This is a genomic window from Clostridium sp. C1 (genome assembly GCF_018223625.1).
Taxonomy (GTDB): Bacteria; Bacillota_I; Bacilli_A; order Erysipelotrichales; family Coprobacillaceae; genus Allocoprobacillus.
The window spans coordinates 779261-798953 of sequence record NZ_CP073631.1 but is presented as its reverse complement, the minus strand read 5'-3'; the positions used below and the strand labels follow the sequence as shown (position 1 = coordinate 798953).

Here is a 19693-nt window from a genome sequence, read left to right as displayed (position 1 = left end):
GATTGCAATGAAAGAAAAAACGATGAAAGATATGTTTAAACTGACTTTTGGAGAAGAAGTAGGAAATGCTGTCAGTCATGGGGTTATGGCTTTGTTATGTCTATTTGTTTTACCATTTGTATCAGTTTATTCCTATTTAAGAGGTGGTGTCGTTCGTAGTGTTGGTGTTTCTATTTTTATCATTTGTTTATTTTTAATGTTTTTAATTTCAACCATTTATCATAGTATGGCATATGATTCTCAGCAAAAATATATTTTTAGAAAGCTTGATCACATATGTATCTATCTTGCCATTGCTGGTAGCTATACACCTGTTGCTTTATGTGTCGTGAAAGGATGGGTTGGTATCTTGATTCTTGTCATTCAATGGTCAGCTGTTCTAGCAGGTATTTTGTTGAAGGCTATTTCCAAAAGGGCTTTTCCTATTCTATCAACAGCTATTTATCTTGTGATGGGATGGATTGCAGTTATTTTTATTCCTTTTTTAATTCATTCCTCATTCTGGTTTCTCTTTTTCATTGTACTGGGAGGCGTTATGTATTCAATTGGTGTCTTCTTTTATGCAAAACATAAAAAGTTTTTCCATTTTGTATGGCATCTCTTTATTAACTGTGCCAGTATTTTACATTTTATCGCAATTGTCTTTTTGATGTAAAAAACCAAAGGTAAGTTCACCTTTGGTTCAGGCTGTTGACAAAGTAAAAAGTCAACAGCTTTTAGTTTTCAAATAAAAAAATATATGGTATTATATCTATTGTCGTGGATGACTTCGTTCCAAATATGCAAATTTTGAGGCTCCACGACTTTTTATTTTACCACTATATCATGAAAATATGGTATAATGTAAATGCATATTTGGAGGTAAAATATTATGGCAATGACATGTTTAAACAATCGAAAAAATGACAGCTTGATTTTGAGTACTATAGATGAATTAGTACCATTGGATCACAAGGTAAGAGAGCTTGAAGAAGCTATTGACTGGAATTTCATATATCCTCTCGTTAGACCTTTATATAGTTCTTTTGGCAGACCAAGTATTGACCCGGTGGTACTTTTTAAAATGCTTTTTATCAACTTTGCATTTGGTATTCATTCCATGAGAAGAACATGTGAAGAAACAAAGGTGAACCTTGCCTACAGATGGTTTTTAGGGTTGTCCATTGATGATGAGGTTCCAAACTACTCAACATGGTCACAGAACTATATCAGAAGATATGGAGATTCAGAAGTTTTCGATGAGATTTTCAAAAAAATTATTGAAGAAGCCATCGCATATGATTTTGTGGATCTTGATACGGTATTTGGAGATGGAACACATCGAAAGGCCAATGCCAATAATAGAAAACATGAAAATAAGGTTGTAGAAATAGTAAAGAAATACTATGATGATGAACTTCTGGAGGAAATCAACAAGGATAGAAAAGCCCATGAGAAAAAGCCAATAAAGGAAACAAAGGATATAGAACTTGCATATGACGAAGAAACAGGTGAACTCATTGAAGGAAAAGGAACAAAATCAATAAAGGTAAGCAAGACAGATCCGGAAAGCGGATGCTTTCATAAGGGAGAAAAACAGAAATGCTTTGCATATACAAATCTAACATTCTGTGATAGACACGGATTTGTACTGCATAATACAGTGGCACCAGGCAATCAGCACGATAGTGTTGTTTTTCATGATGCGTATAGAAAGCTGTTGAATACCTATGGAGATTTAATACATAACATCAGTCTGGATACAGGATTCATGACACCAGCAATATGTCGAGAAATCATAGAAGATGGAATCAGAGCATATATGCCATATAAAAGACCCATGACAAAAAAAGGATACTTCAAGAAATATGAATATGTCTATGATGAAAAGTTGGATATTTATATATGCCCCAATAACAAGGATTTGAAATATACTACAACAAACAGATCAGGATACAGGGAATACAAATCAAATCCAAAGGACTGTGAAGGATGTCCATTTTTAGAGAAATGTACACAGAGCAAAAATCATCAGAAGGTCATCACAAGACATGTATGGGAGGAATATAGAGAAATAGCAGATGAGAATAGATATACACCAGAATGGAAAGATATCTATCCACTAAGAAAAGAGACGATAGAAAGAGTCTATGCAGATTGCAAAGAAAAGCATGGACTAAGATTCACAAGATTAAAAGGACTGAAGAAAAATCAACAGGAATCGTTGATTATTTTTGGCTGCCATAATTTAGGCAAATTAGCGAGAATGAAGAAAAGGAAAGGACTCATAAATATTCCCTCACCCAATAAAAAAGAAGGAAATATAAGGAAAACAATACAAATTTATCAATTTTCATAAAAAATAAAAGAAGTGGTAGATTTAATAAAAAATTCTACCACTTTGTCAACAGTCTGAACCAAAGGTAAGTTCACCTTTGGTTTTATTTTTCTTCATCATCATTATAAAATGTATCTAACATTTTTTCAGCAATCATTTTATATTGATTGCTTAAAGAACAAATCAATAATAATAAGACAACCATATGATGGGAATCATCTAAATTCATCTGATGCTGTTCAATAAGTTTTTCTGTGGATGTTGTGACATCATGAAAGAGTTCTTTAGTGATGTTAAGATAATCATTATATATAGGTTCAATTTCTTCCATATGATCATGAAATGGCTGTAATACTTTTTTTATTTCTTGAATAGAAATAGTATTTTTTAAAGAATAAATCAATAACATCTGTAAAATATGATTCTTTGAATATTTCTTTCCTTTGATTGGTTTTAATAATCCTTCTTTAGAATAGTTATTAATCATTGTCTTGGTTAGAAGTTTATCATCTTCATGTCGTTTGTTATCAGCGAGATTGACATCAAATAAAGTCATAATCTGATCCATATATAGATCTAAAGAAGGAATGTCCTCTGATTTTAAATGACTCATATGTTCAATTTGATTTAAAATTTCATTAAGTTTTTCGTTATTCATCAAATCACCTCATAAATACTATACATGAATTTATAGAAAATAACAATATCTCGTTGACAAATGAACAAAATAAAATATAATAAATATATAAAGTAGTATTAAATACTATATTAAAAGGAGTTGATATTATGAATAAGTTGTTTCAAAAAGCTATGGATCCCATTAGTAGTGAAACACATTTTATTGGTGCATGTCTTTCTTTGGTTGGATTATTAGTCATGATTGTGATTGGTATTCAAAAAGAAACGTCACCAGCTATATTATGGGCAGCAATTATTTTTGGATTATCTTTAATAGCGTTATATAGCGCAAGTTCCATTTATCATTTTTTTAGTGGTCATCAAAAAATCAAGACGATTTTAAGAAAATTAGATCATTCTATGATTTATGTTTTAATTGTTGGCACATATACACCTGTTGTCATGGCTTGTATGCCACAACCCCATGCTTATTATTTTTTAGCTGTTTTGTGGAGTGTTGCGATTATTGGAATTATTTTAAAAATCTGCTGGTTGAATGCTCCAAGAGCTATCGCAACAGCTATTTATTTAATACTTGGATGGTCTATTCTTTTTGATTTTCAGTCATTTCAAGGTATTTCTTTGCCTTGTCTGATTTTGATTGCTTGTGGTGGTATTGCTTATTCTATAGGAGCATTTATTTATATTTTTAAAAAGCCTAATTTAACGATTCATTTTGGTTTTCATGAACTTTTTCATATCTTTGTGATTATGGGGTCTTTATTCCATTATCTGGCAATTGTTATTTTTATTCTTTAAAAAGCATATCTATGCTTTTTTTCTTTGCTTTATGAATGAATTTTGCTTATAATAGTTGTTGGTGATAAAGAATGAAAAAAATGAAATTAACATATCAGACTCTCATATTGTATCTTGTTGCATTTTTAGTGATTGTCATAGGTGATCAGGTGACAAAGATTATTGTCGATCATACATTATCTTTAGGTGGTAGTTATGCGATTATTGATAATTTCTTCTATTTTACATATGCTCATAATACAGGAGCAGCATGGGGAATGTTAGCAGGAAAAATCAGTTTATTTTTAATTGTGTCAGTGGTTGCTGCCATAGGTATTATTTATTATTTTATGAAATCTGAATCTTATCAAAAATTAACACGTTTTGGATTGGTTCTGGTATTTGGCGGATTGATTGGTAATTTGATTGATCGTCTGGCTTTTGGCTATGTCAGAGATTTTATTGATTTTATTATTTTTGGATATAACTTTCCTATTTTTAATGTTGCAGATATGGCAATTACAATAGGAATGGCACTGGTTATTTTAGAAATAGGTATAGAGGAGTATAAAGCATGGAAATTATCAAAATCACAGTAGATGAAACCAATCAGGGACAAAGAATTGATAAATTATTGATGTTGTATTTAAAAGATATGTCAAGAACTCAAATTCAACAGCTTATTCGTCAAAACCATGTTCGTGTCAATGATTGTGTTATCAAAGCAAGTTATAAAGTTGAAACAGGTGATCAATGCCTCATTGAAATTCCTGAACCAGAGAATATGGATGTTTTACCAGAAAATATTCCATTAGATATTGTTTATGAAGATCAGGACGTTATCGTTGTGAATAAACCAAGTGGTATGATTGTTCATCCTTCACCAGGCATTTATTCAGGAACACTGGTCAATGCTTTGTTGTACCATTGTCAAGATTTATCTGGTATTAATGGTGTTATGCGTCCCGGTATTGTTCATCGCATTGATAAGGAAACAAGTGGCTTATTGATGGTTGCTAAAAATGACATGGCTCATCAGAGTTTAAGTGAACAATTACAGGAACATACGGTTATCAGACGTTATCAGGCATTGGTACATGGTTTCATTCCACATGAATTTGGACGTATTGAAGCCCCTATTGGACGTGATCCTCATGATCGTCAAAAAATGACATGTACTGATAAAAATGCGAAGGAAGCCATTACGAATTTTCAGGTTATTGAGCGTTTTCGTGATATGTGTTTAGTTGAATGTCGTCTGGAAACAGGACGTACACATCAGATTCGTGTTCATATGCAATACATTGGACATCCTGTTTATGGTGATCCTCAATATGGTTTAAAACGTGATGATACATCACATGGGCAATATCTTCACGCTAAAATTTTAGGTTTTATTCATCCGAGAACACAAAAAGAAATGTATTTTGAAAGTGATCTTCCAGATTATTTTGTAGAAAAATTAGAACAGTTACGTCAAGAAATGGAGGGATAATGAATGTCAACAGTCATCAGCTGGGATCAGTATTTTATGGGAATTGCAAAACTATCTGCTTATCGTTCTAAAGATCCTAATACGCAAGTCGGTGCATGTATTGTGAATGCTGAAAATAAAATTGTCGGTGTCGGTTATAATGGATTGCCTTGGGGATGTGAAGATACGCAGTTTCCCTGGGGCAACAGAGAAGGGGATATGTATGATACCAAATATCCATACGTTGTTCATGCTGAATTAAATGCTATTTTAAATAGTATTCAGAATTTAAAAGGTTGTCGTATTTATGTATCCTTATTTCCATGCCATGAATGTGTCAAAGCTATTATTCAAAGTGGTATTCAAAAAATCATCTATGAAGATGATAAATATAATGATACGCCAAGTGACCGTGCAGCTAAACGTATGTTGGATGCAGCAGGAGTTGTTTATCAAAAGATGACTCCATTTGATATTGAAATCAAATAAGTAAAAAAGCTATTTGTGTGTTTATATCAACAAATAGCTTTTTCTTATATCTTTTTAGTTTTTGACTATAATAAAAAAGAATGGTCACCCATTCTTACTGTTCTTTCAACAACGCTTTGACACGTTTTGTATTTGTAAAATTAAGCTTGACGACTTTTGTTAAAATATTTTGACCATATTTTGCTGCAATTTTTGCAGCCACTAGATCGACTTGAGAACTCGTACCACGAACTAAGTTCATCTTTAAACTTTTTGACATATTGGCAAAATATTGTAAATAAGCATATCGTGATAAAATTTCAGCTGCCAACACTGCCATGTATTTCTTTTCAGCCTCAGTCACAAACATTAAGTCTTTAACAACAATCACTTCATTTTTTAAATAATTAAAATATGTTTTTGGGGAAACAAACTGATTGATGACTTTTACTTTTACATTCTGTTTCACTTTTTGCATGACATTGACAGTTGCCTGATTGTAGAGTTTAGATTTAATATTAGCCTGATTAAAACCATCATTAATCATTTTATTATAATGAGAATTATCTAAAATCAATAAACTATAGATGAGCTGGTCTTTAATAAGTTTTGCACATTGAATGATTTCTCGATTACTTAAAGTTGTTATATCATCTATTTTTAATTCTTTTAATAGGGCAATATCTTTTTCTTGAACATAACATGATACAACACATATAGGACCTAAATAATCTGTTGAGCCGGTTTCTGCACATCCAATATGATGGTATGGAAAGACATCATCAGTATCTGTGGTTATAGTGGCTAATTTTTTTGCAATCTTCTTAGACCAGTGTTTGGCCTCCTGAATAGCATTAGAACCTAAAAACTCAACCGTCTGATTATTTTTGGCAATAATATCACAACCAATAGCGTGGGCTTTAAATACAAGGTCTGTGTCATCAACTGGAACCATTTGACTATCATAATATTTTTTCATTTTTTCCAATGTACTTTGTTCAACTTTTAGTATAATTGGCTCCACGTTAATCACCTCATTATTATTTTAACATAATTTTGTTAATTTTGACAGAACATTTTTCAAATGTTATAATATCGGCGTTTATAAGGAGGGTTTTTCTTGGATTTTTCTTTTATTGATATACTTTGTGTCGCCTTTTTACTGATATGTGCGATTTTTGGCTATAGAAAAGGTTTTATTGTACAGCTCTATGATATTATCAGTTTTTTATTAGTTTTGTTTCTGGTTTATTTATTAAGTGAACCATTGGCTTCCATATGGACCATCTATTCTTGTGATCAAAGTGATTTTATTGCGTCCATGATAGGTAATATGATTAATCGTCTGATTGTTGGATTTATTCTTTTTATTGCATTGATGATCATCAAAAAAGTGATTGGTGTCTTTGTTAAACCAGCACTCAAAGGAATCATGCATTCTTTAGCCTTGACATCTTTACTTGATCGTTTGCTTGGCCTTATCAGCCATGTTTTAGAAGGGATTATCACACTTTATCTGGTTCTTATTTTTCTTGTTGTTCCTTTTTATCCACAGGGACGAACAATGATCGAACAATCTTTTTTGGCTCAAAAGATTGTAGACATGGTTCCAAGTGTCAGTCAGACTGTTTTAGATATGACTGATCTATTACAAGAAAATCAAAATATGGAAACCTACTCACAAGATATTCTAGCAAGGCTTACATTACAGGCTTTAACTTTTGATATAATTGATGAACAGGAGGCTTTAAAGATTTTTGAAAAACATATTTTTCAATCCAATGGACAATCTATTGAGCTTAATGCATCGCAGTTTGAACAACTCAAAAATTTATTAGAAAATGCCCATTATTCACCTCAGCAAATTCAAGATTTTTTATCTCAGATAAGGATGTGACAATATGAAAACAATCTATGAAACATTAGAAATGAACAAAATTCAAGAACAATTGCTTCATTACTGTGCTTCAACACTTGGAAAAGATAAAATACAATCTTTACAAATGTTTGATGATGAAGAAGAACTTCAAGAAGCATTGGATAAAGTTGAAGAAGCAATGCAGTTTGTTGAACGACTTGGTCGATTGCCATTAGGTGGTCTTACTGATATGACTTCAAGTTTAAAAAAAGCCAATCGTGATGGAACATTGACAGGTGAAGAACTTTTATTGGTTCAAGCTCATCTTGAATGCGTCATGCATGTCCAGAATTATTTTCAAAATAGTGAAATAACCGTGCGATTTTTAAAAGATCTTTATGAAGGTTTGGTTGATCAACCGCATCTTCGTGATGAAATCACAAGATGCATCGCTTTAGATGGAACAATCAATGATCATGCCAGTGTGCAACTTTTACATATTCGACGTCAGATTAAAAATTTACAAAGTCAAATGCGTTCACGCATGGAACATCTCGTAAAAGAAAGTCGTGATTATTTATCCATTGATCAGATGACAACACGTAATAATCGTCTGGTCTTGCCGGTGCAGTCAAACCATAAAAATCAGATACAGGGTCTTATTCATGCTCAAAGTGCTACTGGTCAGACGGTTTATATTGAACCGGCTGAAGTCGTTGGAATGAATAATCAAATCAGTTTATATGAAGCTCAGGAAAAAGAAGAAATCAGACGTATTCTTTATCAGCTTTCACAGCTTGTTAAAAATCATTATTATCATTTTCATTTTAATTTAGAATTATTGAGTGAACTTGATTTTATTTTTGCGAAAGCTCAATTTGGCGTGCTCTATCATTGTGTTCGTCCTGTTATTCAAAAAGATGGAAACGAACTTTCTCTTTTAGAAGCCCGACATCCTTGTATTGATCAGGATAAAGTTGTAGCCAATGATATTATTTTAAAAAATCATCGTGTCTTATTAATTACCGGAAGTAACACAGGTGGGAAGACGGTGACCTTAAAAACAGCGGGGTTACTCTCTTTTATGGCTATTTGTGGTTTACCTGTTCCGGCTCGTGAAGCAACAATTCCATTGTTTGATCAAATTTATGTCGACTTGGGTGATGAACAATCTATTGAACAGTCGCTTTCCACTTTTTCTAGTCATATGATGAAGATGATTGATATTCTTCATAAGGCGACATCTTCAAGTTTAGTCATTTTAGATGAAATTGGTTCAGGAACAGATCCACAGGAAGGGGAGAGTTTAGCTCAAGCTATTTTATCACGTTTTATAGATATACATTCTTTTGTTTTGACGTCAACCCATTATGGACGTTTAAAGACTTTTGCCAGTGAACATTCTGAAATTTTAATGGCAGCGGTTGATTTTGATTTACAGGCCATGAAACCCACATATCATCTTCAATTAGAGAGTATTGGACAATCTTATGCAATTGAGATTGCTGAACTATTAGGGTTAGATCATGAAATCATCCAAAAAGCTCGAGAAATTAAAAATGAGGCGATGAGTGAACATGAAAAACTGATGGAAGTATTGCAGTCAAAAGAAGCTCTTTTAAAACAAAAAGATCAAGATTTACAAAAGAGTATGCAAGAAGCAATGCAGCTAAAAAAACAATATGAACATGCTTTGCATCAATGGGAACATCAAAAAGATCAGATGTTGCAAAAGGCAAAAGATGAGGCCAATGATATTGTTGAAAAAGCCAAAACAGATGTTCAAGATATTTTGGATACAATGAAGCAATCGACAATGAAACAACATGAAATCATTCAAACAAAACATGATTTAGATCAGTTAAAATATGTTCAACAAGATGTTGTTTATAAGCAGCAACATGCCTTACATGTTGGTGATCATGTACGTGTTTTGAAAATGAATAGAGAAGGGGATATTGTTGAAATCTTAAAGAACCATATGATTATGGTTTCTCTATCTGGGTTGAATGTGAAATTACATGAAGATGAGGTACTTTATTTACATCCTCAAACAAAGGTTAAAAAAGTCGAAAAGGCTAAAGTAAAAAAATCAACAGTATCGAAAACAGGAGCTTATGAATTGAATATTATTGGAAAAAGATATGAGGAAGCGATGAGTCTGGTTGATAAGTTTTTAGATGATGCTCTTGTTTTAGGGTATCCACATGTACGTATTATTCATGGTATGGGAACAGGAACATTACGTAAAGGGGTGCGTCGCTTATTGGATAAAAACAAGCATGTCGTTTCATATCGTGATGGGGGTCCTAATGAAGGCGGATTAGGAGCTACGTTGGTGTATTTTGAATAATGAATGATTTAATTAAAAATAAACTCTCTTTATTACCATCTTCGCCTGGATGTTATCTTATGAAAAATAAAGAGGGGACAGTTATTTATGTTGGTAAAGCTAAAAAATTAAAAAATCGTGTCCATTCTTATTTTGTAGGTGTACATAATTATAAAACAACAAAACTTGTGAGTGAAATTGTAGATTTTGATTATATTGTGACGGATAGTGAAAAAGAAGCTCTATTATTGGAAATTAATTTAATTAAAGACTATTCACCACAATACAATATTATGTTCATGGATAATACTTATTATCCATATATTCAAATGACAAATGAAACTCATCCAAGATTAAGAATTGTACGTAATGCTAAAGAAAGAAAAGCCAAACATTTTGGACCTTTTCCAGATGCGACAGCAGCCAGAGAAACATATAAATTACTCAATCGTCTTTATCCATTACGTAAATGTAATCACATTCCTAAGAAGCCTTGTCTTTATTATTCGTTAGGACAATGTCTGGCTCCCTGTATTCAGGAGGTAGATGTTGAAATTTATAATGATATCAAAAAATCAATTACCAAATTGTTAAATGGAGATATCAAAGAAAAAGTCAATGAATTGACAGAAAAAATGAATCAAGCCAGTGAACAATTGAATTTTGAACAGGCTAAAGAGTATCGTGACCTCATTTCTCATATTCGTTATGTAACAGCCAAACAGCATGTTCAATTTAATGATCAGGTTGATCGAGATATTCTTGGTTATTATGTAGATCATGGCTATTTGAGTATACAGTTATTTTTCATGCGTCATGGAAAACTGTTATCACGAGATTTAAATCTGATTCCTATTGAAGACCATGTTCAAGAAAGTTTACAACAGTTTATAGTATCTTTTTATCAAAATAACACACTTCCAAAAGAAATTTTAGTGCCTTTGGATATGGATATTGATTTATTGTCACAAATTATTGAATGTAAAATTTTAAAACCTCAAAAAGGAAATAAAGCTTCATTAGTTCAGATGGCTATTGAAAATGCAAAAGAATCATTAGAAAAAAAATTTCAGCTTATGGAAAAAAATGAAGCCGCAACTTTAGGAGCTATTCAACAATTAGGAGAGTTATTACAAATGCCTCATCCTCCTCATATCATTGAACTCTTTGATAACTCAAATATTCAAGGAGCTTATGCTGTGGCAGGAATGGTTTGTTTTAAAGATGGTGTACCTTCTAAAAAAGATTATCGTAAGTTTAAAATTAAAACAGTAGAAGGTCCAGATGATTATGGCAGTATGCGTGAGGTAATCTATCGACGTTATTATCGTGTGCTTATGGAAAATCTGACACCACCGGACATGATTATTGTTGATGGGGGACTGGGACAGATTCATGCAGCTAAAGAAGTGATAGATGCTTTAGGTATGTCTATTCCTGTTTATGGTTTGGCTAAAGATGATAAGCATTCAACAGCAATGTTATTAGATACAGAAGGACATCCTATTTCTATTCATCCTAAAAGTGAATTATTCTTTTTATTAACACGTATGCAAGATGAGGTGCATCGTTATGCTATTAGCTTCCATAAAAATGTACGTTCTAAATCATTGTTTGCATCAACTTTAGATCAAATAGAAGGTATTGGTCCTAAACGTAAACAACAATTATTGCATCATTTTAAAAGTGTAAAACGTATGAAAGAAGCTTCTTTAGAACAGCTTAAAGAAGTTTTACCTGATAAGGTGGCTCAAGAACTTTTTCAATCTTTACACCCAGATGAGCACAGCTCATAGCCCTTTGACATATATTATTGTGGGAGGGATATAATGCATTCCTTATTAACAAAACGTGAAAAAGAAATTTTTACACTCTTGATACAATCTTATACGACAAAGGATATTGCTGAAAAACTATATATTAGTGAAAAGACAGTTCGTAATCATATTTCAAATGTTATTCAAAAGTTGGGAGTAGAATCACGTATACAAGCGGTTTTAGAATTGATGAAAATGAAAGAAATTGATTTTTAGAAATCAATTTCTTTTCTTTCCTTTAAAAATAAAACAATATGTATTATAATAGTCCAGAAAGGGTGATGGCATGAAATTAAAAACATGGCACTTATTTCTTGTAATTATTATTTTATTTAGCTGTTCTTTTTATGTAGTCAATCTTCATTTTGACAAATTTTATCGTGTCAATGGAGTTAATAATGACAATCGTGTTTTAATAGAAAAATATTTAAGTGAAGATGAACAGGAATATTTAATAGATAATCAAATATCTATTGATTTGTTTATTCAATATATAGAGTATGATGATTTTCAACTTGTCAATTATCAATATTATAATTTATTAAAAGGGGCAAATCGTTATGATAATACTGAAGATATTTTAGAAACAGGAAACTCTCTTGCAACACGTTTAGAATATCTCTATCATCAACAAGCCTATGATCAGGCTAAAATACTTGTACATAATGCATTAGAAGAAGCTTTTTTAAATACAGATAATTTTCATTTTGATTATATTGATATTTATACTTCTGTAAAAACATTATATCAACAAAATGATTACTCTTTTGTCCAAGATAGTGAAGAATATATTCTCTATCTACAAAGCAAAGGTTATGAAGATTTACAGCAGATCAGTCAAATCATGAAGATGTTGACACAAGCTTATAATCAACAGACATTAATGAACTTATTGACAACAACTTTGCCATCTGATGTGCATATTGTTTTTAATCCTTATGAACTGGATACTTTAGTGAATAAACAAAATTATATTGGTCAATATGAACCTAAAGAATTGATTCTGGTACAAGATATTCCAAGAATCAATTATACAATGTATCTACAAAAAGATGCCTATAATGCACTTTTAAAACTTTATAATGACTTAAGTAAAGAATACAAAGGTTTCTTATTACGTGGTGCCTATCAATCACCACAAACATTGAAAGATGATGAAATGGGATATTGTGAGGCGCAACTTGGTTTAACAATTGAAGTGACTCAATCACAATTGCCTTATCAGGAATTTGCTCAAACAGAAATGGCACAGTGGTTAGAAGAACATGCTTATGAGTATGGATTTATATTAAGATATCCTCAACGTAAAGCATCCATTACTAACCATGCCTATGACGCCCATATTTATCGATATGTTGGCAAATCGTTAGCCAAATCACTACATGATTCCCAATTAACTTTAGAAGAATATCAATTACAAAATGAAGGAGAATAAATATGGATAATCCAATCGGTGTTTTTGATTCAGGAGTTGGAGGACTCACAGTTTTAGACTATATGCTACACCAATTTCCACAGGAAAATATGATTTATATTGGTGATAATGCACATTGTCCTTATGGTGACAAAACAAAGGCACAGCTTTTAGAATATACGAAGCGTATTTGTGATTATTTTGTCAGTCAAAATGTCAAAATGATTATTCTGGCATGTAATACAACAAGTGCCAATGTCTTAGAAGAATTACAAAATTTATATAAAGGTATTCCTATTGTGGGTGTTATTCATTCAACTGTTCATGAATTTTTGGCTCGTCATCATCAACGTGTTTTGGTAATTGCGACTCAAGCAACGATTCACTCTCATAAATATCGTCAGATGATTTTACAATACAATCCCGATACTGTTGTTTATGAATTAGCAACCCCTCAATTGGTTCCAGTCATTGAATCTGGACAATATAAAGCAGGTGTCCATGATTTATTGAATCAGTACTTATCTGCTTATAAAAAACAAGTTGATGCGATTATTTTAGGATGTACTCATTATCCTGTTTTACTTAATCAGATTCAAGAAGTGTTTCCAAATGTTGATTATATTTCCAGTAGTGCCTCTATTTGCCAAGAAGTGGCATCTTATTTGAAAAATCATCAATTAGAAAATCAATCATCATGTACTGGAAATATTCAAATATATACAACAGGAGATCCTCAAAAGTTTTTTCAATCTTCGTATGGCTTTTTTGATTTTCAAAATTTTATAGTCAAACATCTTGATTTATAAAAGGTTCTTTCGAGAATCTTTTTTTATCATATTTTTAAAGGCTTCATCATATTCTGTTTTGAGGTGGAAACATGGATAAGAAGGTTGTTGTCGTAGCTCTTTTGATTGTTTGTTTAAGTACATTTTCATGGTTTTATTTAAATCAAGATCAAAAACAGGAAGCGAATGAAACTTATATACAAACTGTTATTTTCCAAGATCAGGATCATGATTTGATACCAGTCAGTATTAATCTGCATAATCAAATGGAGATGGAAACAGATATACGAAATAAGATAGATCTGATGCAATCTTCCCAATTACAGACCTATGGATTATATCCGGTTCTTGATGCACAGTTGGAAATTCAATCTATCGAACTCAATAATCATATTTTAACTGTCAGTTTTAATGATTTTTTATATACCCAGCATAATGATTTCAACGTTATTGAAGCATTGACTTATGTTTTGACTGATTATGATCAAGTTGAGCAGTTATATCTACAGATTGATGGTCAAGATATTTCTCATTTACCTAATAGTACAATTCCTTTAAATCATTTAACCAAAGATTTAGGATTGAATAATTTTGAAGATGCATCTACTTTTTTACATGAAAGTATTCCTGTCATGGTTTATCAAGAAAAGACTGTAGGTGATTATCTTTATTATGTTCCTAAAATATTAAGAATTCATGAACAAGCTGATTTGTTTCTTCAAGTGAAAACAATTTTAAATCATATTAATAGTAAGATTCATCTGTTAGATGCAACATTAAAAGATCATATTTTAACACTCGAATTGGATTCACACATTTTATTAGATAATGAAACGATTGATCGTACTTTAGAAGAATTAATGATTTTGTCATTAAAATCATTAAACGATGTTGAAGATGTGCAAATTTATATTAATGGAGAAAATGTCAGAAGTCAGGAAACATCACAAATTCATTCTAATTATATTAAAATGTGAAATTTTTTGGTATAATAAAGTCTAGGTGATGAAAATGAAAAAAATTGTAATTATGTCAGATAATCATGGTGATCAATCAATGATAGACTATGTGAAAGAACAGGAACAGGGGGCTGATTATTTCGTTCACTGTGGCGATAGTGAGGCATATGATATCAGAGTCCTTGAGGGTTTTATTTGTGTTAAAGGAAATAATGACTGGTCTTTAGATTTGCCAAAAGAAGCGCGTTTAAATGTAGAAGGAGTTCCTATTTTTATTACACATGGGCAGTATTTTGGATATTTTAACAGGGAACTGGTAATGAATGATCTTCTAACCAGACATCATTGTCGTGTATTGATATCAGGACATACACATATGCCTATGTTTGAAAAGGATGGAGATTTTTACTACATTAATCCCGGTTCAACAACATTACCACGTGGTGGTAGTGATAGAAGTTATGGTGTTTTATTGATTGATAATGGAAAACTTGATTTTCGTCTAAAAAAGATACAAAAATAAAGTGATTTTCATTGAGGTATAAAAACATCTCAATGAAATGTATGGGAGGAATCATGATGTCAGATGAAAAATTAGCTTTTGATATAGATCAAAAATTAGTTGTCAATGGTCAATTATATTTAAAAGATCAATTGCCACCTCAAATAAGTTTTGCTATATACGCTTATGGAAGTCCAGATATCTTGAATGTTGTTGCTTTTATAGATGCCAGTCAGGAACAGGATGGCAGTCAGGGAATGATAATCACACCAGAAGCACTTTATTTTCAGTTAGGACAAACTGGACATATTCACTTTGATGAGATTAAAAGTTTACAGTTGGAAAAACATCATCAAAATCCTAGTGTGAAAGCAATTGTGAAAACTGCACAAGGAGGTTTTGCTTTTAGACGTCAAACCATTGATCCAGAAGTTTTTCTAGATATCCTTTCGCAAGTGACAGGCTTACATATTGATTTAAAGATGACCGTTCATGAAAAAGTAGCTTATTATATTTCGATTGTTCTTAATGATCTTGCAGGAGATGTTTATGAGGATCTAGAATTGAATCAAGAAGAAAAAACTTTCATGAATGAATTGAGCCAAGAACTCCAAATCATTGAAGGATTGGATGAAGAAAATTATTGTTATGAATTGGAACATCTTTGTTCAAGAGCATGGGAATTTTTTGATGAGCTGGGATTAGATAGTGAAGAAGTTGATGAATTATACAAGATTCACGAAGAATTTGAACGTCTTCATCAAATTGATGATCAAAAAATAAATGATGCTCAAGCATTTTATGACGAGATGGTTAATCAATATCAGCAAGGAAATACACAAATGTATGATCAAGTGAAAGATGCAATGGCTCAATTGGGTATTGATGAAAGAGAACTGGCAGGGAAATCAATGGAAGACATAAAAGATTATTTTTGTCATCGATTAGGTATTTCTCGTAATGTTATGGATCATCTCATTCAGAAAATGACACATAAAAACTAAGTTTTGATAAATCAGTTTTCCTATCATGGAGATACTGATTTTTTTATATGAATTTTTTTATAAAAAAGTAAAAAAACTCTTGCATGTTCTAAAATGTTATGCTAATATATATGAGCAGTCGAAAAACAGATGTCTACGTAGCTCAGCTGGATAGAGCACACGCCTTCTAAGCGTGCGGTCGCGGGTTCGAATCCCTCCGTGGACGCCATTTGTAAATTGCCTTGATTTATCAAGGTTTATAGAATCAACTTTCTTCAATGAGTTGATTCTTTTTTTATGTTTTATAAGAATCATTAAATAAGATATATTATTAAAATAGAAAGCAGATGATATATGTTATCATAAATGATTTTATAAAGTTCATCCAATTTGAAAGTTTTTTATTGTAAAACAACTAGAGCCTATTGTCTTTCTATGCTATAATTTGAAAAGATGATAATATCAAAAAAATTGTTTTTGTAGAAGGAGGAAAGTATCAAGTTCATAAACTTGATATAAATATTATGCATAAAGATCCATTTTATAAAAGTTTAGGTTATGCTATTTCAGGAATTATACATTGTATTCAAAAAGAAAGAAATATCAAGATTCATATTCTCTTTATGTTGTTTGTTGTGATATGTGGTTTCATATTTCATTTATCTGTTATGGAATGGTTTATCTGTATTCTTTTGTTTGCTTTAGTTATTTCTTTAGAATTAGTGAACACTGCTATTGAAGCAGTTGTGAATTTATGTACACATGAAATTCATCCACTTGCCAAAACAGCAAAAGACACAGCGGCAGGGGCTGTGCTGGTAAGTGCGATGGCTTCTGTTATTATTGGTTTAATGATTTTTATTCCAAAATTGTTTAACTGAGTAAGTCATATGACTTACTTTTTTCATTTGTCGATCAATGGCATAAAGATATAAACAGATAAAAAAGACATATAATATTTCTATCATGCCAGTAATAGCTCCACTGACAAGAAACAAAAGAACAAGAACCTGTAGACCGACATGAAAAATCCAATGTGTCTGTAAATAGATATCTGGAAATTGAAGTGAGAGTTCATGGGTATAGATTTGTAAGAGAATGATAAAAAGAATGGAGGCTGACATAGAAGCATATACATGGACAGATGATAACCATGTTGGCGTATCCGTATAAGGACAAAAACTTCCAATACACATAGATAGTGTTGCGAATACAATAAGAAAAGGAATATACAAAGGATAATGATATAAATAATGAAAATGGCGATATGTCTGATAAGCAAAAAATATAGCACAGATGATGGTATAAACCATCACAACAAAGTGATATTCGGGAATGGTTGAAACACCAGTAATGTTGTTGTAGATAATATCTTTTCTTGTTGCAATAAAAAAAGTAAAAAGAAAAATGAAAAAATAAGACATAATGACACCTCTTGAAAAAATTATATACTTTTTTCAAAAATAAAAAGAAAAATCCATAAAAAATGTATATATAAATAGTAGGAGGATAAAAAAATGAAAGTTAATTTAAAAGAAATGAATATTTTAATGAATGATATGGAAGTTTTTGGAAAGAAGATTCATATGACATGCCATCTTTTACCAACAGAATCTCAAACAATAAAGGATGTTATTGTGGAAGCCAAAGTAGGGGTTCATGAAGATACATACAACTATCTTATGGTTGTCCATTATCAGCTTGAAATAACAGATGAAATCAAGGATGAAAAGGAATTAGTATGGAAAGCATCTGATTATATTTTGCCACATTTATCTATGTTTATGCAAATATTAGATGAACAGATTGAAAATCAAAAAAATATTTTTTGTTCATAAAACTATCACCAAATTCAAAAGAATTCATATTTTAAAATGAGGTGACTAGGAATGCTTGTTTTTGTTAATCATGATGATTTACGTGGACAGGAATTAATGGAAGAATTGATTCGTCAAGGTTATTATGTCACAGATGAGTGGAGTGATTTGCGTTTTTGTCAGATGATTTACTTAGGAATGAAGGGTGTTGATTGCAAAAATCATCTTTTCTTGCATCATGAAACGATTGTGGTAGAAGACAGTATATGGAAACAATTGCAACCACATACAAAAATCTTTACAATCGTGCATAATCGTTATTTGGAGGAATTAGGTAAACAATATCATTTTGAATATGAAGCATTTTTGGATGATGAATATTTCATCAATCAAAATAGTCTATTAACAGCTGAAGGTATGCTTGCTTATTTGATTTCACATCGTCGTTTTCCATTATATCAAAGTCAAGTTCATGTTTTAGGTTATGGTCATTGTGGCAAAGCAATTGTCAAAGCACTAGTGGCTTTACAGGCTTGTGTTCATGTCGGTGTAAGAAATAATCAGTTATTTGACGATATTAAAAAAGCTCATGCAAAGCCGTATTGTCTTCAAGATATGGATTTATCGTCTTGTGAAATTTTGATTAATACCGTTCCATCACAAATTGTCACTCCTAAGCATTTGGATCAGGCACATTCTCATATGATGATTCTAGATATAGCTTCCTATCCTTATGGGGTCGATCATCATTATGCCTTAACTAAAGGTTTCAACAGTATTATTTTACCATCTATTCCCAGTAAATATGCCTATGGTTATGCTGGAAAAATGATGGCAGATCAAATAGAAAGGGAAATCAATCATGAATAAAATTGGATTTGCTGTAACGGGTTCATTTTGTAGTATGGATGATATGCTTGATGTATTAAAACAACTTTGTCAAAACTATGAGGTAGAGGTATTTGTAACACCGCATGTTTATAAGATGGATACACGTTTTTATTCACATTCTGAGTTAATATCACATATTCAGAATATAACAGGTAAAAAAGTGCATACGACAATTCAAGAAGCCGAAATTTATGGTCCTCATCCTCAACTTGATGCTGTTGTTGTCTATCCTTGTGATGCCACAACATTGAATAAGATAGATTTGGGGATTAATGATAATTGTGTAACGATGCTTGTCAAATCTTGTGTTCGTAATCAGATTCCTATTGTTTTAGGTGTTTATTCAAATGACATTCTTTCTAGTAGTGGTGTTCATCTTTTATCTCTGTTTAATAAGAAAAATTATTATTTTGTTCCGATGTTTCAAGATCATTATCAAAAGAAACCACAGAGTATGATTGCTGATAAGAATAAAGTCGTCAATACATTAAAAGCTGCTTTCTTACATCAACAATATCAGCCTTTTATCTTGGGATATAAAAAAGTTTAATGAATGATATTATATATCAAAATAAGAGCATTATTGTGAGAAATCGTTATTTTAAAGTGAAAATGAAACCTGCTTATTGAAAAATATCAGAAAATGATTTGAAGCAT

21 protein-coding genes, 1 tRNA gene and 1 pseudogene are annotated in these 19693 nt (G+C 31.5%); 20 read left to right on the top strand and 3 right to left on the bottom strand.

What is annotated here, in order from left to right; all coding sequences use genetic code 11:
• The first annotated feature begins 7 nt into the window (after nt 1-7).
• Nucleotides 8-655: a hemolysin III family protein gene (locus KEC48_RS04395; RefSeq protein WP_087360134.1), complete on the top strand. Its 648-nt coding sequence runs from the start codon at nt 8-10 to the stop codon at nt 653-655.
• Nucleotides 656-877: 222 nt separating this feature from the next.
• A pseudogene (locus KEC48_RS04390) lies at nt 878-2242 on the top strand (IS1182 family transposase); the annotation flags it as partial.
• A 178-nt stretch (nt 2243-2420) separates the two neighbouring features.
• On the opposite strand, the gene KEC48_RS04385 reads toward KEC48_RS04390, so the two are convergent.
• Nucleotides 2421-2975, bottom strand: a complete 555-nt coding sequence (locus KEC48_RS04385) for a DUF1836 domain-containing protein (RefSeq protein WP_087360131.1) — start codon at nt 2973-2975, stop codon at nt 2421-2423.
• A 128-nt stretch (nt 2976-3103) separates the two neighbouring features.
• On the opposite strand from KEC48_RS04385, the gene KEC48_RS04380 reads away from it, so the two are divergent.
• The 4 genes from KEC48_RS04380 (at nt 3104) to KEC48_RS04365 (ending at nt 5696) form a co-directional block, all read left to right on the top strand.
• Nucleotides 3104-3754 carry a hemolysin III family protein gene (locus KEC48_RS04380; RefSeq protein WP_087360129.1) on the top strand — a complete coding sequence of 217 codons (651 nt, stop codon included), beginning with the start codon at nt 3104-3106 and terminating at the stop codon, nt 3752-3754.
• 71 nt (nt 3755-3825) lie between these two features.
• The gene (lspA, locus tag KEC48_RS04375; RefSeq protein ID WP_087360126.1) at nt 3826-4332 is read left to right on the top strand and encodes a signal peptidase II; all 507 of its coding nucleotides are present in this window, start codon (nt 3826-3828) and stop codon (nt 4330-4332) included.
• On the top strand, nt 4308-5228 hold the full coding sequence (locus KEC48_RS04370) for an RluA family pseudouridine synthase (RefSeq protein WP_211964646.1): 921 nt from the start codon (nt 4308-4310) through the stop codon (nt 5226-5228). Before lspA ends, KEC48_RS04370 begins: the two co-directional genes overlap by 25 nt.
• 3 nt (nt 5229-5231) lie before the next feature.
• Nucleotides 5232-5696: a dCMP deaminase family protein gene (locus KEC48_RS04365; protein WP_087360120.1), complete on the top strand. Its 465-nt coding sequence runs from the start codon at nt 5232-5234 to the stop codon at nt 5694-5696.
• A 94-nt stretch (nt 5697-5790) separates the two neighbouring features.
• Here the strand turns inward: KEC48_RS04365 and rnhC are convergent, their stop codons facing one another.
• Nucleotides 5791-6699 (bottom strand): ribonuclease HIII, encoded by a 909-nt coding sequence (gene rnhC / locus KEC48_RS04360; RefSeq protein WP_087359449.1) that lies wholly within the window; start codon nt 6697-6699, stop codon nt 5791-5793.
• A gap of 96 nt (nt 6700-6795) precedes the next feature.
• On the opposite strand from rnhC, the gene KEC48_RS04355 reads away from it, so the two are divergent.
• The 11 genes from KEC48_RS04355 to KEC48_RS04305 all read left to right on the top strand — a co-directional run bounded on the left by KEC48_RS04355 (nt 6796) and on the right by KEC48_RS04305 (nt 17209).
• On the top strand, nt 6796-7572 hold the full coding sequence (locus KEC48_RS04355; RefSeq protein ID WP_211964644.1) for a CvpA family protein: 777 nt from the start codon (nt 6796-6798) through the stop codon (nt 7570-7572).
• 4 nt (nt 7573-7576) lie between these two features.
• Nucleotides 7577-9886 carry an endonuclease MutS2 gene (locus tag KEC48_RS04350; RefSeq protein WP_211964642.1) on the top strand — a complete coding sequence of 770 codons (2310 nt, stop codon included), beginning with the start codon at nt 7577-7579 and terminating at the stop codon, nt 9884-9886.
• Entirely contained in the window at nt 9886-11661 is a 1776-nt protein-coding gene (gene uvrC, locus KEC48_RS04345) for an excinuclease ABC subunit UvrC (protein ID WP_211964641.1), read from the top strand. The genes KEC48_RS04350 and uvrC overlap by 1 nt, the downstream gene beginning before the upstream one ends.
• A gap of 33 nt (nt 11662-11694) precedes the next feature.
• The gene (locus tag KEC48_RS04340) at nt 11695-11898 is read left to right on the top strand and encodes a LuxR C-terminal-related transcriptional regulator (RefSeq protein ID WP_211964640.1); all 204 of its coding nucleotides are present in this window, start codon (nt 11695-11697) and stop codon (nt 11896-11898) included.
• 70 nt (nt 11899-11968) lie between these two features.
• A complete protein-coding gene (locus tag KEC48_RS04335; protein WP_211964639.1) occupies nt 11969-13117 on the top strand; it encodes a M15 family metallopeptidase in 1149 nt (382 codons plus the stop codon).
• A gap of 2 nt (nt 13118-13119) precedes the next feature.
• Nucleotides 13120-13905, top strand: coding sequence for a glutamate racemase (murI, locus tag KEC48_RS04330; protein WP_087359461.1), 786 nt, complete (start codon nt 13120-13122; stop codon nt 13903-13905).
• Nucleotides 13906-13976: 71 nt separating this feature from the next.
• The gene (locus KEC48_RS04325) at nt 13977-14861 is read left to right on the top strand and encodes a GerMN domain-containing protein (protein ID WP_211964638.1); all 885 of its coding nucleotides are present in this window, start codon (nt 13977-13979) and stop codon (nt 14859-14861) included.
• Between the two features lie 34 nt (nt 14862-14895).
• Nucleotides 14896-15366, top strand: coding sequence for a metallophosphoesterase (locus KEC48_RS04320; protein ID WP_087359465.1), 471 nt, complete (start codon nt 14896-14898; stop codon nt 15364-15366).
• A 56-nt stretch (nt 15367-15422) separates the two neighbouring features.
• The gene (locus tag KEC48_RS04315) at nt 15423-16349 is read left to right on the top strand and encodes a hypothetical protein (RefSeq protein WP_211964637.1); all 927 of its coding nucleotides are present in this window, start codon (nt 15423-15425) and stop codon (nt 16347-16349) included.
• Nucleotides 16350-16480: 131 nt separating this feature from the next.
• Nucleotides 16481-16557 (top strand) — tRNA-Arg (locus tag KEC48_RS04310).
• Nucleotides 16558-16852: 295 nt separating this feature from the next.
• Nucleotides 16853-17209 (top strand): diacylglycerol kinase family protein, encoded by a 357-nt coding sequence (locus KEC48_RS04305; protein ID WP_211964635.1) that lies wholly within the window; start codon nt 16853-16855, stop codon nt 17207-17209.
• On the opposite strand, the gene KEC48_RS04300 is transcribed toward KEC48_RS04305, so the two are convergent.
• Complete coding sequence (locus tag KEC48_RS04300; protein WP_211964634.1) at nt 17177-17752, bottom strand: hypothetical protein; 576 nt, start codon at nt 17750-17752, stop codon at nt 17177-17179. The two genes, KEC48_RS04305 and KEC48_RS04300, sit on opposite strands and share 33 nt — an antisense overlap.
• A gap of 93 nt (nt 17753-17845) precedes the next feature.
• Here KEC48_RS04300 and KEC48_RS04295 point away from each other — a divergent pair, with 93 nt between their 5' ends.
• The 3 genes from KEC48_RS04295 to KEC48_RS04285 are packed head-to-tail and all read left to right on the top strand — an operon-like array spanning nt 17846 to nt 19586.
• The gene (locus KEC48_RS04295) at nt 17846-18166 is read left to right on the top strand and encodes a hypothetical protein (RefSeq protein ID WP_211964633.1); all 321 of its coding nucleotides are present in this window, start codon (nt 17846-17848) and stop codon (nt 18164-18166) included.
• Between the two features lie 51 nt (nt 18167-18217).
• Complete coding sequence (locus KEC48_RS04290; RefSeq protein ID WP_211964631.1) at nt 18218-19015, top strand: hypothetical protein; 798 nt, start codon at nt 18218-18220, stop codon at nt 19013-19015.
• Entirely contained in the window at nt 19008-19586 is a 579-nt protein-coding gene (locus tag KEC48_RS04285; RefSeq protein WP_211964629.1) for a dipicolinate synthase subunit B, read from the top strand. The genes KEC48_RS04290 and KEC48_RS04285 overlap by 8 nt, the downstream gene beginning before the upstream one ends.
• Nucleotides 19587-19693: the final 107 nt, after the last annotated feature.

Coding starts and splice junctions, on each gene's coding strand:
- KEC48_RS04340 (WP_211964640.1), top strand. CDS start 11,695: ATGCATTCCTTATTAACAAAACGTGAAAAAGAAATTTTTACACTCTTG.
- KEC48_RS04335 (WP_211964639.1), top strand. CDS start 11,969: ATGAAATTAAAAACATGGCACTTATTTCTTGTAATTATTATTTTATTT.
- KEC48_RS04300 (WP_211964634.1), bottom strand. CDS start 17,752: ATGTCTTATTTTTTCATTTTTCTTTTTACTTTTTTTATTGCAACAAGA.
- KEC48_RS04385 (WP_087360131.1), bottom strand. CDS start 2,975: ATGAATAACGAAAAACTTAATGAAATTTTAAATCAAATTGAACATATG.
- murI (WP_087359461.1), top strand. CDS start 13,120: ATGGATAATCCAATCGGTGTTTTTGATTCAGGAGTTGGAGGACTCACA.
- KEC48_RS04365 (WP_087360120.1), top strand. CDS start 5,232: ATGTCAACAGTCATCAGCTGGGATCAGTATTTTATGGGAATTGCAAAA.
- KEC48_RS04325 (WP_211964638.1), top strand. CDS start 13,977: ATGGATAAGAAGGTTGTTGTCGTAGCTCTTTTGATTGTTTGTTTAAGT.
- uvrC (WP_211964641.1), top strand. CDS start 9,886: ATGAATGATTTAATTAAAAATAAACTCTCTTTATTACCATCTTCGCCT.
- KEC48_RS04350 (WP_211964642.1), top strand. CDS start 7,577: ATGAAAACAATCTATGAAACATTAGAAATGAACAAAATTCAAGAACAA.
- KEC48_RS04315 (WP_211964637.1), top strand. CDS start 15,423: ATGTCAGATGAAAAATTAGCTTTTGATATAGATCAAAAATTAGTTGTC.
- KEC48_RS04370 (WP_211964646.1), top strand. CDS start 4,308: ATGGAAATTATCAAAATCACAGTAGATGAAACCAATCAGGGACAAAGA.
- KEC48_RS04290 (WP_211964631.1), top strand. CDS start 18,218: ATGCTTGTTTTTGTTAATCATGATGATTTACGTGGACAGGAATTAATG.
- KEC48_RS04395 (WP_087360134.1), top strand. CDS start 8: ATGAAAGAAAAAACGATGAAAGATATGTTTAAACTGACTTTTGGAGAA.
- KEC48_RS04285 (WP_211964629.1), top strand. CDS start 19,008: ATGAATAAAATTGGATTTGCTGTAACGGGTTCATTTTGTAGTATGGAT.
- KEC48_RS04295 (WP_211964633.1), top strand. CDS start 17,846: ATGAAAGTTAATTTAAAAGAAATGAATATTTTAATGAATGATATGGAA.
- lspA (WP_087360126.1), top strand. CDS start 3,826: ATGAAAAAAATGAAATTAACATATCAGACTCTCATATTGTATCTTGTT.
- KEC48_RS04320 (WP_087359465.1), top strand. CDS start 14,896: ATGAAAAAAATTGTAATTATGTCAGATAATCATGGTGATCAATCAATG.
- KEC48_RS04305 (WP_211964635.1), top strand. CDS start 16,853: ATGCATAAAGATCCATTTTATAAAAGTTTAGGTTATGCTATTTCAGGA.
- KEC48_RS04380 (WP_087360129.1), top strand. CDS start 3,104: ATGAATAAGTTGTTTCAAAAAGCTATGGATCCCATTAGTAGTGAAACA.